Raw genomic sequence first — 13,678 nt, 5'->3', positions numbered from 1 at the left:
TGTCATTGCCAGACATCACCCTGTAGCAGCTGCCGAGCCTGCGAGGCTGCGTTCGGCGGCGAAGCCGTCGTGAAATCATGCAGTGCGGTGTATCAGGAATATCTGGGACTCAGGGTTTACGACGGCTTCGCCGCCGAACGCAGCCTCGCAGGCTCGGCAGCTGCTACAGGGCTGCGATCTAATGGCCCATCAACCAATGCTGGTGCGGCCCCGGCAATGTCCAGATCCCGAACAGAATCACCAGCAACCCGCCACTCATGCGCACACTGCGCTTGCGCAACAATGCGGTGACCCGTTCCGCCGCCAGGCCCGTAGCCAATAAAACCGGCCAGGTCCCCAGCCCGAACGCCAACATCAACAACGCACTATCGACCGCATTGCCCTGGCTCGCCGCCCACAACAACGTGCTGTAAACCAGCCCGCACGGCAACCAGCCCCAGAGTGCGCCCAGCAGCAGGGCGCGAGGTAGGCTCGAGACCGGCAGCAGTTTGTTGGCAATCGGCTGGATATGCCGCCACAGGCCGCGACCGAGACTTTCGATGCGGGTCAGGCCGCTCCACCAGCCGGCCAGGTACAGGCCCATGCTGATCAACAGCAACCCGGCGATGATGCGCATGAACATCGCCGCCGGGCTGTTGGCCACGGCCCAGCCGGCGAGCCCGATCAACAGGCCCGCGGTGGCGTAGCTGAGGATTCGCCCCAGGTTATACGCCAGCAACAAGCGGAAGCGGCGGCTGCGTTGTTCTTTGGGAATCGCCAGGGTCAGCGCGCCCATCAAGCCGCCGCACATGCCCAGGCAATGCCCGCCGCCGAGCAGGCCGAGGATCAGCGCAGACACCAGCAGTGGCGCCAGTTCAAGCATGGGGTGGCGCCTTGTCGTCCGGCTTGGCCGGATGACCACTGGCTTCATCGACCGCAGCGGTGTGGTTCGGGTCCTGGTCGTCGAACAGAATACTGTGGGCCGGGCCGTCGAGATCGTCGTACTGACCGCTATCGACCGCCCAGAAGAAGATGTAGACGGCGATGGCCACGATCAGCAAGGCCGCCGGGATCATCACGTAAAGAGCTGGCATGGGAAGACTCCATGCCCGCGCGGCTCAGGCCGGCAGCGGGCGGGTTTCTGGTGTGGCGCGGGCCTTGGGCGTGCTCGGCATGCGAGTCAGGCGCAGGGCGTTCAGCACCACGGTCAACGAACTGATCGACATGCCGACCGCGGCCCATACCGGAGTGATCCAGCCAAGGGCGGCGAACGGCAACATGAGGCCATTGTACAGCCCGGCCCACAGCAGGTTCTCGATGATTACCCGACGGGTGCGCCGCGCCAGGCTGAAGGCTTGCACTAGGGCGTCGAGGCGGTTGGACAGCAGCACCGCGTCGGCGCTGGTTTTCGCCAGGTCCGTGGCCGAACCCATGGCCACGCTGATGTCGGCCGCGGCCAACACCGGCACATCGTTGACCCCGTCGCCGAGCATCAACACCTTGCGGCCTTCCTTGTGCAACTGTTGCAGCACTTGCAACTTGTCATCGGGCCGCAAGCCGCCACGTGCTTCGTCGATACCCAATTCAGCGGCGACGCTGGCAACCATCGGCGAGCTGTCGCCGGACAGCAACAACGTTCGCCAGCCCCGCGCCTTGCACGCCGCGAGCAGAGCGGGGGCGTCGGCGCGCAAGCGGTCGTCGAGAACAAACCACGCCAGCGGCCCGAAGCTATCGCCGAGCAGCAGCCATTGCCCGGCTTCATTCGGCATCAGCGGCACGCTGGCGCCACTGAGTTCGCAGACAAAACCCGGCTGGCCAATGCGCAGGCGTTGTTCGCCGACCAAGCCTTCAAGCCCCAACCCCGGTGTACTGAGCACTTCTTCGGCGGCCAAGGGTGCGCGGCCAAACGCCCGGGCGATCGGGTGTTCGGAACGGTTTTCCAAAGCCGCCGCGAGCCCCAGGCATTCATCGCTGCCGAGTGCGCCGAGCGGGCGAATCGAACGCAGGGCCAGCCGACCCTCCGTCAGTGTGCCGGTCTTGTCGAAAATCACCGTGTCGATCTGATTCAGGCCTTCCAGTACATGGCCGCGAGTCAGCAACAAGCCGAGTTTGTGCAGCGTGCCGGTGGCGGCGGTCAGTGCGGTCGGCGTGGCCAGGGACAAGGCGCACGGGCAGGTCGCCACGAGCATCGCCAGCACGATCCAGAACGCTCGCGATGAATCCAGCTCCCACCACAACAGGCCGATGGCGGCGGCCGCGATCAGCGACAGCAGCAGGAACCATTGGGCGGCGCGGTCGGCGATTTCCGCCAGGCGCGGTTTTTCCGCCTGGGCGCGATCCAGCAGGCGGACGATGGCGGAGAGTCGCGTGTCGTGACCCAGCGCCAGCACTTCCACGGTCAATGCGCCTTCCACGTTCAAGGTCCCGGCGGTGACGGCATCGCCCATGGTGCGCGGTTGCGGCAGGTACTCGCCGGTGAGCAGGGATTCGTCGATGCTCGACTGGCCGTCGAGGATCTTGCCATCGGCTGGAAGAACGGCGCCGGGGTGCACCAGCACCTGATCGCCGACGCGCAATTCGCTGAGCAGGATGCGCTCGCTCTGGCCGTCGGCGCTCAGACGCAGGCACGAGGCGGGCAACAGATTCACCAATTGCGCGGTCGCGGCGGCGGTACGTTCCCGGGCGCGGCGTTCCAGGTAGCGCCCGGCCAGCAGGAACAGCGCGAACATGCCGACGGCGTCGAAATACAGCTCGCCGACGCCGGTGATCGACGTCCAGATTCCGGCGAGATAAGCGCTGCCGATCGCCAGCGACACCGAAACATCCATGGTCAGGTGCCGGGTGCGCAGGTCGCGCATCGCGCCTTTGAAGAACGGCGCGCAGCTGTAGAACACGATGGGGGTGGTCAGGAACAGCGCGACCCAGCGCAGGATGGTGTGCAGTTCCGGGCTGAGGTCGATATTGAATTCCGGCCAGGTGGCCATGGTCGCCATCATCGCCTGAAACCACAGCAGCCCGGCGACGCCGAGTTGGCGCAGAGCCAGGCGATTTTCGCTGGCCAGTTGTTCACTGGCGCGGTCGGCCTGATAAGGGTGGGCGACGTAGCCGATGTGGCGCAGTTCACTGAGCAGTTTGCTCAGCGGCAGTCGGGCGTCAGCCCAGCGCACGTGCAGGCGATGGTTGGACAGGTTCAGCCGCGCTTCGGCCACCGCCGGCAAGCCGCGCAGGTGTTTCTCGATCAGCCAGCCGCACGCGGCGCAACTGATGCCTTCCATGAGCAGCGTGGTTTCAGCGAGTTCGCCTTCGTGGCGGACGAAGGGTTGCTGGACGTCGGCGCGGTCGTACAGCGCCAGTTCGTCCACCAGTTGCACGGGCAAGGATTCGGGGTTGGCTGAGGCTTCGCTGCGATGCTGGTAATAGCTTTCCAATCCGCCGGCCACAATGGCTTCGGCCACCGCCTGGCAACCCGGGCAGCACAGCTCGCGGGTTTCACCGAGGACGACGGCGGTGAAGCGGCTGCCGGCCGGGACGGGCAGGGCGCAGTGGTAGCAGGGGGTTGGGGTGGTCATGATGTGAATCTATGTCTTCCGGGATGGCCTCATCCCCGTAGGACCGTAGGAGCTGTCGAGTGAAACGAGGCTGCGATCTTTTGATGTTGTTTTTAAAAGCAAGATCAAAAGATCGCAGCCTCGTTTCACTCGACAGCTCCTACGGGTCCTACGGGTCCTACAGGTTTGCAGGATTTACGGTCTCTTCAGGTCTTCCGCACCTTGCAGCGGCTCATCGCCCAGCAGCAGGTCCTTGTCGTGGCTGACTTGTTCTTCTTCGAACATGCGCCAGGTCTTGTCATCCTGCACGCCCAGCAATTCGACAAAACGACGGCCTTCGACCTTGTCGCTCATCTGGCCGATGTAGCGGCCCTGTTCGGTTTCGCTGCGGGTCAGGGTGATCTTGCGGTCCTTCTCCGGCTGGGTCGGCGAGATCAGGTTCAGTTCGACGGTCTTGGGCTGGCTGTTGCCGCTCAGGCGCAGGTCGACTTCACCGGTCAGCTCATCCAGATGCACGCTGGCGCGAAGTTGCAGGGTCTGGGCCAGCAACTCACGGTCCAGGGAACGGTTGATGCCTTTGCCGGCCTCGTAGTAGTTGTCGTTGACCAGGTTATCCGGGTTGTTCACGGCGATGGTCACCATGGACAGGGTCAGGGTCACCGAACAGGCGAGAATCCCGATGATGATCCACGGCCAAAGATGCTTGTACCAGGGGCTTGCGGCAGTTGCTGCGGGCATGATCACTTCTCTCAACGAATTTGTGGGCCGATGAATCGGCTCTTGGCTTCAACGTGGACGCTGTCGTCATCGGCATCCTTGAGGGTGAATTTCACCTCATTGGTGCTCGATGGCAATTGCTCCGGCGCGCTGGACAGTTCCACCGGCTGGCTGAAAATTTCCCCGGCGGCGACTTTGATCTCGCGCTTGCCTTGCAGCTTGAGGTCCGGCAGGCCGCTGGCTTCCAGCAGGTAAGTGTGGTCGCGCTGGTCCTTGTTCATGATCTTCAGGCTGTAGACGTTCTCGATCCGGCCTTCGGCGTTCTCGCGGTACAGCACGCGGTCCTTGCTGACATCGAACCCCACCAGCGACCGCATGAAGAACGCGGTCACCAGCAAGCCGATCATGGTCAGCAGCACCACGGCATAGCCGATCAGGCGCGGGCGCAGTTTATGGGTTTTCTGGCCGGACAGGTTGTGTTCGGTGGTGTAGCTGATCAGGCCGCGCGGGTAGTCCATCTTGTCCATGATGCTGTCGCAGGCATCAATGCACGCGGCGCAGCCAATGCACTCGATTTGCAGGCCGTCGCGGATGTCGATGCCGGTCGGGCAGACCTGGACGCACATGGTGCAGTCGATGCAATCGCCCAGGCCCTGGGCCTTGTAGTCCACGCCTTTCTTGCGCGGGCCACGGGATTCGCCACGGCGCGGGTCGTAGGAAACGATCAGGGTGTCCTTGTCGAACATCACGCTCTGGAAGCGCGCATACGGACACATGTAGATGCACACCTGCTCGCGCAACCAGCCGGCATTGCCATAGGTGGCGAGGGTGAAGAAACCGACCCAAAAATACGACCAGCCATCGGCCTCGCCGGTGAAGAAATCGATGGTCAGTTCGCGGATGGGCGAGAAGTACCCGACGAAGGTCATGCCGGTGACGAAGCCGATCAGCAGCCACAGGCTGTGTTTGCTGAACTTGCGCAGGAATTTGTTGGCGCTCATCGGCGTCTTGTCGAGCTTGATGCGCTGGTTGCGGTCGCCTTCGGTGACCTTTTCGCACCACATGAAAATCCAGGTCCAGACACTTTGCGGACAGGTATAGCCGCACCACACGCGCCCGGCGTACACGGTAATGAAGAACAGGCCGAAGGCGCTGATGATCAGCAGGCCCGAGAGCAGGATGAAATCCTGGGGCCAGAAGGTTGCGCCAAAAATGAAGAATTTACGTTCCGGCAGGTTCCACCAGACGGCCTGGTGGCCACCCCAGTTCAGCCATACCGTGCCGAAATACAGCAGGAACAAACCGGCCCCGCCCATCATCCGCAGGTTGCGGAACAGGCCGGTGAAGGCGCGGGTGTAGATCTTTTCTCGAGAGGCGTAGAGGTCGACGCTGTTGTTCGCGTTCTTGGCAGGCGGGGTAACGTCGTGTACCGGAATCTGATTGCTCATCATTGCATCCCACGGCAGTGGAAAAATGCCTCGGTCAGTACGTGCCGACCGCGGTCAAAAAGAGGTGTTGCAGTGGCGCAATGATACGCCTGTCGCTCTAACTCAAGGGTGCGACCTTTGGTCGCGTTGGGGGAAATCAATTGATGGTGTAATGACTTGAATCAATTGACTTGTGAATTATGGACGGTTTTGCCCGTGCAGCGAGTTCATTCATCCCATGGATTGATCAACGCGACGCCGCTGGATTGAAAATCACCGACGTTTCGGGTGACTACGGTCAGGCCATGAACAAGCGCTGTGGCAGCGATCAAGGCGTCGCTTTCATTTGCTCGATCCGGAACGTGCAAGCTGGCACAGCGCAGTGCCACGGTGGCATCAACTGAAAGAATTCTGGTATCGAAGGCCGGTATGACGTGGTGCGTTAGCCAAGTGCGCAATACCTTGGCCTGAGCAGGATCACGACGCTCTATTCGAAGAATTCCCGTCTCCAGTTCTTTCAAGGTAATCGCCGAAATAAACAGGCGTGGTGCGATGACACTTTTGGCCCAGGCGACAACGTTAGCGTCAGCCTGGGGTTTACGCAGTTCAGAAATCACATTGGTGTCGAGTAGAAACATCAAGACAGGTCCACAGGTCGATGAGTGATCACGGCACGCTCGGTTTCAAAGTCGATGTCTGCTGCTTCTGGCATGACGAGCAGGTCGACAATATTGGCGTTGGTACCGGTCAGTTTTTGGTACTCCTCAATGCTTAGCAGTACGTGAGCAGGCTTGCCACGGTCGGTGATGATTACCGGGCCCTGACGTGTGGCTTTTTTGGCACTGCTTGTGTCCTGGTTGAATTCACGGCTGGAAATCGTGGTGATGGCCATCATGGCGGCCCCCTCTTGAAAGTGCTTTGTAGAAACGTTACTACTCAATAGCCGGTCTCGCAAGCCTTGAGGGAAGAGAGCCACTACCTCTGGTCGCCATGGACATGAGGAGCCATAAACAAAACGGCCCCGCCAATTCACATTGGCGGGGCCGTTTTTATTGCTTCAAGCGTTTGCCTTACTGGGCATCCGCCGCCGGAGCCTTCTCACCGTGAGACAGGCTGTAGACGTAAGCGGCCAGCAGGTGAACCTTGTCGTTGCCTTGCAGCTGTTCTTGCGCAGGCATCTGGCCCTGACGGCCGTAACGGATGGTCTGCTGCAGTTGAGCGAAGCTCGAACCGTAGATGAACGCCGCCGGGTGGGTCAGGTTAGGCGCGCCCATTGCCGGGGTGCCTTTGCCTTCCGGACCGTGGCACACCGCGCAGTTGGCGGCGAACAGTTTCTGCCCGGCAACCGGGTCGGCCTTGGTGCCTTCCGGCAGTTTGCGGCCATCGAGGTTGGTCAGCACGAACGAGGCAACGTCTGCCACGCCTTGCTCGCCAATCACTTCAGCCCACGCCGGCATGACCGCGTGACGGCCGCCCATGATGGTGGTCTTGATGGTTTCCGGCTCGCCGCCCCAGCGCCAGTCGGCGTCGGTCAGGTTCGGGAAGCCATAAGCGCCCTTGGCGTCGGAACCGTGGCAGACCGAGCAGTTGGAGGCGAACAGACGGCCACCCATCTTCAGGGCTTGCGGGTCCTTGGCGACTTCTTCGATTGGCATGGACGCGAACTTGGCGAAGATCGGGCCGAACTTGGCGTCCGACTTGGCCATTTCCTTTTCCCACTCGTGCACACCGGTCCAGCCGGTCTGGCCGTTGGCGAACGCGGTCTGCTTGTCGTTATCGAGGTAGTTGTAGCCCGGCAGCAGGCCTTTCCAGTTACCCAGGCCTGGATACAGCACCAGGTAGCCCAGCGCGAAGATGATGGTGCCCACGAACAGCATGAACCACCATTTTGGCAGTGGGTTGTCGTACTCCTCGATCCCGTCGAAGGAGTGGCCAACAGTCTCTTCGGTGGCTTCGCTGCGCTGGCCCTTGCGGGTGGACAGCAGCAGCCAGGTCAGGGCGAAGATAGTACCCAGACTGAGGACTGTGACGTACAGACTCCAGAACGTAGTCATTCTTTGTTACTCCTAGAAGCTTGCTCGACGTGCTTGATGGCTTCGGGATCATCCGCGAAAGGCAGCAAGGTCGCGTCTTCAAACTCCGACTTGCGCTTGGGGCTGAACACCCACAACGCCAGACCGATGAAGGCCACCATCACGACAACGGTGCCCAGGCCACGAATCATCCCGATATCCATCTAAATCACCGTTTGCTTTTGATGATGGTGCCCAGGCCTTGCAGATAGGCCACCAGCGCGTCCATTTCGGTTTTGCCCTTCACAGCATCCTTGGCGCCGGCGATGTCTTCGTCGGTGTAAGGGACGCCGAGCGTGCGCAAGACTTCCAGTTTCTTGGCGGTGTCTTTGCCGTCGAGCTTGTTTTCCACGAGGAACGGGTAGGCCGGCATTTTCGACTCAGGCACCACGTTGCGCGGGTTGTACAAGTGCGCACGCTGCCAGTCATCGGAGTAACGACCGCCGACACGGGCCAGGTCCGGACCGGTACGCTTGGAACCCCACAGGAACGGGTGGTCCCAGACGCTTTCACCGGCGACCGAGTAGTGGCCGTAGCGTTCGGTTTCAGCACGGAACGGGCGGATCATCTGCGAGTGGCAGCCGACACAGCCGTTGGCGATAAAGACGTCGCGTCCTTCGACTTCAAGCGCGGGACGAGGCTTCATGCCTTCGACCGGCTTGTTGGTGACGTCCTGGAAAAACAGCGGAACGATCTGGGTCAGGCCGCCGATGCTGACGGCGATGACCATGAAGAAGGCCAGCAGGCCAATGTTCTTCTCGACTGCTTCATGCTTCATCAGTGAGCTCCAACTACGGCAATCTGAGCGGCGGCTTCGGCTTCAACCGGGTTCGAGGCGCGTACGGTACGGAATACGTTGTAGGCCATGAACAGCATGCCGCTGGCAAAGAACGCACCGCCCAGGGCGCGAACGATGAAACCAGGGTGGCTGGCTTGCAGCGCTTCTACGAACGAGTAGGTGAGGGTGCCGTCGTCGTTGATTGCGCGCCACATCAGGCCCTGGGTGATGCCGTTGACCCACATCGATGCGATGTACAGAACGGTACCGATGGTCGCGAGCCAGAAGTGCGTGTTGATCAGGCCGATGCTGTGCATCTGCGCGCGACCGAACAGTTTCGGGATCATGTGGTAGATCGCGCCGATCGAGATCATCGCTACCCAGCCGAGCGCGCCGGCGTGTACGTGGCCGATGGTCCAGTCGGTGTAGTGCGACAGCGAGTTGACGGTCTTGATGGCCATCATCGGGCCTTCGAAGGTCGACATGCCGTAGAACGCCAGCGACACCACGAGGAAGCGCAGGATCGGGTCGGTGCGCAGCTTATGCCAGGCGCCCGACAGGGTCATCATGCCGTTGATCATGCCGCCCCAGCTTGGCGCGAGCAGGATGATCGACATCGCCATGCCCAGGGACTGAGCCCAGTCCGGCAGTGCGGTGTAGTGCAAGTGGTGCGGACCGGCCCAGATGTACAGGGTGATCAGCGCCCAGAAGTGCACGATGGACAGGCGATAGGAGTAGATCGGACGCTCGGCCTGCTTCGGAACGAAGTAGTACATCATCCCCAGGAAGCCGGTGGTCAGGAAGAAACCCACCGCGTTGTGGCCGTACCACCACTGGATCATTGCGTCCGTCGCACCCGAGTAAGCCGAGTAGGACTTGAACAGGCTGACCGGCAGCGACATGTGGTTGACGATGTGCAACATCGCGGTCACGACGATGAACGCGCCGTAGAACCAGTTACCGACATAGATGTGCTTGGTCTTGCGCTTGACGATGGTGCCGAAGAACACCAGACCGTAAACGACCCAGACAATGGCCAGCAGAATAGCCAGGGGCCATTCCAGTTCGGCGTATTCCTTGGTGGTGGTGTAACCCAGCGGCAAGGTAACGATGGCGCCGATGATCACCGCTTGCCAACCCCAGAAGTGGAAGGCGGCGAGGCTGTCGGAAATCAGTCGCGTTTGGCAGGTTCGCTGCACGACGTAATAAGAAGTGGCAAACAGTGCACAACCACCGAAGGCGAAAATCACCAGGTTGGTGTGCAGCGGGCGTAAGCGTCCAAAAGTCGTCCACGGCAGACCGAAGTTCAATTCCGGCCATACAAGCTGTGAGGCGATGAAGACACCAAGCCCCATGCCAAGGATCCCCCAGACCACCGTCATGATGGCGAACTGGCGGACTACCTTATAGTTATAAGCAGTCGGACTGATTGCTGTGCTCATTCTAAGGTTCCACGGTTTGGGTGTTTTATTAGGATAAAAATCGGCCGCAAGTATGTAGAAAGCAGGGGGGCATTGCAACGCACCATGACCTGGGTCAATGCTTTCAGAAGCTGATTCTGCGGCCTTTCCATGCGCCGCGTAAGGACAAAAATGCCCCCGGACAAAATGTCGCAGCGAATGAAAAAGGCGAGGGGTTCAGGTCAGTTGTAACGGGGTGTGTTCAAACGCAAGGTTCGGGTGACAGAAGGCAATTTGCACGACAGCCGGTATCTACCAGCCTTTGCGGCCTGTCATCGAGCAGATTCGTCGAACACATCGGCTAAAGGTCGACCTGGAACCGGCTCGTTGCCAGTCCGCATCGAGCAAGCGTAGACCCGAATCAGGGGATTCGAAAGGGAGACTAAATGAGGGTGCGACAAAAAGAAGCAGCAGGGACGCAGCTTCAAGTCGCAAGCTGCAAGCCGCAAGTTGGAACTCGCCGCTTGCAGCTTTTGTTTTTGCCGTTACTTGTCGCTTGTAGCTTGAAGCTTGCCGCTCAACTGCTCCGCACCCTTCGAAAGGCTGTAGACGTAGGCGGCGAGCAGTTGCACCTTATCGTTGCCGAGCAATTCGTTCTGCGCCGGCATATGGCCCTGGCGGCCATGACGTATGGTTTGTTGCAGTTGCGCCAGGCTTGAACCGTAGATAAATCCGGCCGGGTGCGTCAGGTTCGGCGCGCCCATGGCTTCAGTGCCGTGGCCGTTTGCCCCATGACAGGCTACGCAGGTGGTGCTGAACAGTTGCTGTCCGGCTTGCACGTCGGCGTTGCTGTCGGCAGGCAGTGGCAGGCCGGCCAGATCGTGACGCACGTACGCGGCGACGTTCTTCACGCCAGCTTCGCCGAGGATTTCGCCCCAGGCCGGCATCGCTGCCATGCGCCCGCCCATGATCGTGGTTTTGATCATGTCGGCATCGCCGCCCCAGCGCCAATCACTGTCCGCCAGATTCGGAAATCCAAAAGCACCCTTGGCATCCGAGCCGTGGCACACCGCGCAATTGGAGGCAAACAGGCGACCGCCCATTTTCAGCGCTTGCGGGTCCTTGGCCACTTCTTCCACCGGCATGGCGGCGAACTTGGCGAAGATCGGGCCGAACCTGGCGTCTGCCTTGTTCATCTCCTTTTCCCATTCGTGGACGCCGGTCCAGCCGTCCTCGTAACCGGGCAGGATGCCTTTCCAGTTGCCCAGGCCCGGATACAAAACCAGGTAACCCACGGCAAACACCAACGTGCCGGCGAACAGCATGAACCACCACTGCGGCAGCGGATTGTCGTACTCCTCGATGCCGTCGAAGCTGTGGCCCATGGTCTGGTCGACGCTGCCCTTGGTCTCGCCCTTGCGGGTGCCGATCAGCAGCCAGGTCAGGCCGATCAGGCTGCCGATGGTCAGTACGCAGATCCACGTACTCCAGAAGGTGGTCATGGCCGGGTACTCCTCGTTTCAGGTTCTTGGGTGGCGTCATCGGGGAGCGGTTCATCGGCGAACGGCAGCAAACGCGCTTCGGCGAATTCCGGGCTGCGCTTGCCGTTGAACACCCACAACGCGAGGCCGACGAAGGCCACAAACACCACGACCGTGCCCAGGCCGCGGATCATTCCACTACTGAGTTCAAAGACCATGGCTCACCTCTTGCTCTTAATGGCAGTGCCAAGCACTTGCAGGTAGGCGACCAGCGCGTCCATCTCGGTCTTGCCCTTGAGCGACGCGACTGCACCGGTGACGTCATCGTCGGTGTACGGCACGCCGAGGGTGCGCATGGCCTTGATCTTGGTTTCGGTGTGGCTGCTGTCGAGCGGGTTGGCGACCAGCCATGGGTAGCCGGGCATTTTCGATTCCGGCACCACGTTGCGCGGGTTGTACAAATGCGCGCGGTGCCAGTCTTCGGAGTAGCGGCCACCGACCCGTGCCAAGTCCGGCCCGGTGCGCTTGGAGCCCCACAGGAACGGGTGATCCCAGACGCTTTCCCCGGCCACCGAGTAGTGCCCGTAGCGTTCGGTCTCGGCGCGAAACGGCCGGATCATCTGCGAGTGGCAACCGACGCAGCCTTCGCGGATGTAAATGTCGCGCCCTTCCAGTTGCAGCGCGGTGTAGGGCTTCATGCCTTCCACCGGTTTATTGGTCACGTCCTGGAAGAACAGCGGGACGATCTGGGTCAGACCACCGATGCTCACGGCCAGGACCATCAGCAATAGCAGCAGGCCGACGTTTTTCTCGATTGTTTCGTGTTTCATGGCGGACTCCTCAGGCCATCTGCGCGGCAGCGGCGGCTTCGGCAGGCTGCGAGGCCCGCACGGTGCGCCAGGTGTTGTAGGCCATCAGCAACATGCCGCTGAAGAAAATCGCACCGCCCACCAACCGCACGACGAAGCCTGGGTGGCTGGCCACCAGGGTTTCGACGAAGGAGTAGGTCAGCGTGCCGTCTTCGTTGACAGCGCGCCACATGAGGCCCTGGGCGATGCCGTTGACCCACATCGAAGCGATGTAGAGCACGGTGCCGATGGTCGCGAGCCAGAAGTGCGCGTTGATCAGGCCCAGGCTGTGCATCTGCGGCCGGCCGAAGATTTTCGGGATCATGTGGTACAGCGCGCCGATGGAAATCATCGCCACCCAGCCGAGCGCGCCGGCGTGAACGTGGCCGATGGTCCAGTCGGTGTAGTGGGAGAGGGCGTTGACGGTTTTGATCGCCATCATCGGCCCTTCGAACGTCGACATGCCGTAGAACGCGAGGGAAACCACAAGGAAGCGCAGGATCGGGTCGCTGCGCAACTTATGCCAGGCGCCCGACAGCGTCATCATGCCGTTGATCATCCCGCCCCAGCTTGGCGCCAGCAGGATCAGCGACATCACCATGCCCAGCGACTGCGCCCAGTCCGGCAGCGCGGTGTAGTGCAAGTGGTGCGGGCCGGCCCAGATGTACAGGGTGATCAGGGCCCAGAAGTGCACGATCGACAAACGATACGAGTACACCGGACGCTCGGCCTGTTTCGGCACGAAGTAGTACATCATCCCGAGGAAGCCGGCGGTCAGGAAAAAGCCCACCGCGTTGTGGCCGTACCACCACTGCACCATGGCGTCGGTCGCGCCGCCGTACAGCGAGTAGGACTTGGTCCAACTGACCGGGATTTCCAGATTGTTGACGATGTGCAGGATCGCCACGGTGACGATGAACGCGCCGAAGAACCAGTTACCGACGTAGATGTGCTTGGTCTTGCGCTTGGCCAGTGTGCCGAAGAACACGATGGCGTAGGCGACCCAGACGATGGTGATCAGGATGTCGATCGGCCATTCCAGCTCGGCGTATTCCTTGGAACTGGTGTAGCCCAGCGGCAGGCTGACGGCCGCGAGGACAATCACCAGTTGCCAGCCCCAGAAACAGAACTGCGCGATTTTCGGTGCAAACAGTTGGGTCTGGCAGGTGCGTTGCACCGAATAGAACGAACTGGCGAACAGGGCGCAGCCGCCGAAGGCGAAGATCACCGCGTTGGTGTGTAGCGGGCGCAGGCGGCCGAAGCTGGTCCACGGCAAATTGAAGTTGAGTTCGGGCCAGACCAATTGAGCCGCGAGAAAAACCCCGAGCCCCATGCCGACGATGCCCCACACCACCGTCATAATGGCGAATTGGCGGACCACCTTGTAGTTGTAGGCGGTACTGATAGAAGTGTTCATGGTTCCCCATC

15 protein-coding genes are annotated in these 13,678 nt (G+C 61.0%); all 15 read right to left on the bottom strand.

The window, feature by feature from the left end; all coding sequences use genetic code 11:
• Window positions 1-178: 178 nt before the first annotated feature.
• Window positions 179-862 (bottom strand): sulfite exporter TauE/SafE family protein, encoded by a 684-nt coding sequence (locus HB680_RS02175; RefSeq protein WP_213936935.1) that lies wholly within the window; start codon window positions 860-862, stop codon window positions 179-181.
• Window positions 855-1,073, bottom strand: a complete 219-nt coding sequence (gene ccoS / locus HB680_RS02170; RefSeq protein WP_047531427.1) for a cbb3-type cytochrome oxidase assembly protein CcoS — start codon at window positions 1,071-1,073, stop codon at window positions 855-857. Before ccoS ends, HB680_RS02175 begins: the two co-directional genes overlap by 8 nt.
• A gap of 24 nt (window positions 1,074-1,097) precedes the next feature.
• Window positions 1,098-3,548 (bottom strand): heavy metal translocating P-type ATPase, encoded by a 2,451-nt coding sequence (locus HB680_RS02165; protein ID WP_213936934.1) that lies wholly within the window; start codon window positions 3,546-3,548, stop codon window positions 1,098-1,100.
• A 174-nt stretch (window positions 3,549-3,722) separates the two neighbouring features.
• Window positions 3,723-4,265 (bottom strand): FixH family protein, encoded by a 543-nt coding sequence (locus tag HB680_RS02160; RefSeq protein WP_213936933.1) that lies wholly within the window; start codon window positions 4,263-4,265, stop codon window positions 3,723-3,725.
• Window positions 4,266-4,276: 11 nt separating this feature from the next.
• Window positions 4,277-5,692 carry a cytochrome c oxidase accessory protein CcoG gene (ccoG, locus tag HB680_RS02155; protein ID WP_213936932.1) on the bottom strand — a complete coding sequence of 472 codons (1,416 nt, stop codon included), beginning with the start codon at window positions 5,690-5,692 and terminating at the stop codon, window positions 4,277-4,279.
• 206 nt (window positions 5,693-5,898) lie between these two features.
• Window positions 5,899-6,309, bottom strand: a complete 411-nt coding sequence (locus tag HB680_RS02150; RefSeq protein WP_213936931.1) for a type II toxin-antitoxin system VapC family toxin — start codon at window positions 6,307-6,309, stop codon at window positions 5,899-5,901.
• Window positions 6,309-6,563: a type II toxin-antitoxin system Phd/YefM family antitoxin gene (locus HB680_RS02145; RefSeq protein ID WP_213937104.1), complete on the bottom strand. Its 255-nt coding sequence runs from the start codon at window positions 6,561-6,563 to the stop codon at window positions 6,309-6,311. The genes HB680_RS02150 and HB680_RS02145 overlap by 1 nt, the downstream gene beginning before the upstream one ends.
• A 178-nt stretch (window positions 6,564-6,741) precedes the next feature.
• Window positions 6,742-7,725, bottom strand: coding sequence for a cytochrome-c oxidase, cbb3-type subunit III (gene ccoP / locus HB680_RS02140; protein ID WP_123599364.1), 984 nt, complete (start codon window positions 7,723-7,725; stop codon window positions 6,742-6,744).
• Window positions 7,722-7,907, bottom strand: a complete 186-nt coding sequence (locus HB680_RS02135; RefSeq protein ID WP_003175465.1) for a CcoQ/FixQ family Cbb3-type cytochrome c oxidase assembly chaperone — start codon at window positions 7,905-7,907, stop codon at window positions 7,722-7,724. Before HB680_RS02135 ends, ccoP (HB680_RS02140) begins: the two co-directional genes overlap by 4 nt.
• A 5-nt stretch (window positions 7,908-7,912) precedes the next feature.
• Window positions 7,913-8,521: a cytochrome-c oxidase, cbb3-type subunit II gene (ccoO, locus tag HB680_RS02130; protein WP_054054085.1), complete on the bottom strand. Its 609-nt coding sequence runs from the start codon at window positions 8,519-8,521 to the stop codon at window positions 7,913-7,915.
• The gene (ccoN, locus tag HB680_RS02125) at window positions 8,521-9,963 is read right to left on the bottom strand and encodes a cytochrome-c oxidase, cbb3-type subunit I (protein ID WP_213936930.1); all 1,443 of its coding nucleotides are present in this window, start codon (window positions 9,961-9,963) and stop codon (window positions 8,521-8,523) included. The genes ccoO (HB680_RS02130) and ccoN (HB680_RS02125) overlap by 1 nt, the downstream gene beginning before the upstream one ends.
• Window positions 9,964-10,466: 503 nt before the next feature.
• Window positions 10,467-11,423 carry a cytochrome-c oxidase, cbb3-type subunit III gene (ccoP, locus tag HB680_RS02120; protein WP_213936929.1) on the bottom strand — a complete coding sequence of 319 codons (957 nt, stop codon included), beginning with the start codon at window positions 11,421-11,423 and terminating at the stop codon, window positions 10,467-10,469.
• Complete coding sequence (locus HB680_RS02115) at window positions 11,420-11,620, bottom strand: CcoQ/FixQ family Cbb3-type cytochrome c oxidase assembly chaperone (protein ID WP_213936928.1); 201 nt, start codon at window positions 11,618-11,620, stop codon at window positions 11,420-11,422. Before HB680_RS02115 ends, ccoP (HB680_RS02120) begins: the two co-directional genes overlap by 4 nt.
• Window positions 11,621-11,623: 3 nt before the next feature.
• Complete coding sequence (ccoO, locus tag HB680_RS02110) at window positions 11,624-12,232, bottom strand: cytochrome-c oxidase, cbb3-type subunit II (protein ID WP_213936927.1); 609 nt, start codon at window positions 12,230-12,232, stop codon at window positions 11,624-11,626.
• A gap of 10 nt (window positions 12,233-12,242) precedes the next feature.
• Window positions 12,243-13,667, bottom strand: coding sequence for a cytochrome-c oxidase, cbb3-type subunit I (ccoN, locus tag HB680_RS02105; RefSeq protein ID WP_213936926.1), 1,425 nt, complete (start codon window positions 13,665-13,667; stop codon window positions 12,243-12,245).
• Window positions 13,668-13,678 lie beyond the last annotated feature (11 nt).

Source organism: Pseudomonas sp. dw_612 (assembly GCF_018449725.1).
Taxonomy (GTDB): Bacteria; Pseudomonadota; Gammaproteobacteria; order Pseudomonadales; family Pseudomonadaceae; genus Aquipseudomonas.
This window is presented reverse-complemented; position numbering and strand designations above follow the sequence as displayed.

Bases quoted from the DNA above. Each gene is read 5' to 3' on its own strand.
- HB680_RS02175 (WP_213936935.1), bottom strand. From the start codon at position 862: ATGCTTGAACTGGCGCCACTGCTGGTGTCTGCGCTGATCCTCGGCCTG.
- ccoS (WP_047531427.1), bottom strand. From the start codon at position 1,073: ATGCCAGCTCTTTACGTGATGATCCCGGCGGCCTTGCTGATCGTGGCC.
- HB680_RS02135 (WP_003175465.1), bottom strand. From the start codon at position 7,907: ATGGATATCGGGATGATTCGTGGCCTGGGCACCGTTGTCGTGATGGTG.
- HB680_RS02165 (WP_213936934.1), bottom strand. From the start codon at position 3,548: ATGACCACCCCAACCCCCTGCTACCACTGCGCCCTGCCCGTCCCGGCC.
- ccoO (WP_054054085.1), bottom strand. From the start codon at position 8,521: ATGAAGCATGAAGCAGTCGAGAAGAACATTGGCCTGCTGGCCTTCTTC.
- HB680_RS02145 (WP_213937104.1), bottom strand. From the start codon at position 6,563: ATGGCCATCACCACGATTTCCAGCCGTGAATTCAACCAGGACACAAGC.
- ccoG (WP_213936932.1), bottom strand. From the start codon at position 5,692: ATGAGCAATCAGATTCCGGTACACGACGTTACCCCGCCTGCCAAGAAC.
- ccoO (WP_213936927.1), bottom strand. From the start codon at position 12,232: ATGAAACACGAAACAATCGAGAAAAACGTCGGCCTGCTGCTATTGCTG.
- HB680_RS02160 (WP_213936933.1), bottom strand. From the start codon at position 4,265: ATGCCCGCAGCAACTGCCGCAAGCCCCTGGTACAAGCATCTTTGGCCG.
- ccoN (WP_213936930.1), bottom strand. From the start codon at position 9,963: ATGAGCACAGCAATCAGTCCGACTGCTTATAACTATAAGGTAGTCCGC.
- ccoP (WP_213936929.1), bottom strand. From the start codon at position 11,423: ATGACCACCTTCTGGAGTACGTGGATCTGCGTACTGACCATCGGCAGC.
- HB680_RS02150 (WP_213936931.1), bottom strand. From the start codon at position 6,309: ATGTTTCTACTCGACACCAATGTGATTTCTGAACTGCGTAAACCCCAG.
- HB680_RS02115 (WP_213936928.1), bottom strand. From the start codon at position 11,620: ATGGTCTTTGAACTCAGTAGTGGAATGATCCGCGGCCTGGGCACGGTC.
- ccoP (WP_123599364.1), bottom strand. From the start codon at position 7,725: ATGACTACGTTCTGGAGTCTGTACGTCACAGTCCTCAGTCTGGGTACT.
- ccoN (WP_213936926.1), bottom strand. From the start codon at position 13,667: ATGAACACTTCTATCAGTACCGCCTACAACTACAAGGTGGTCCGCCAA.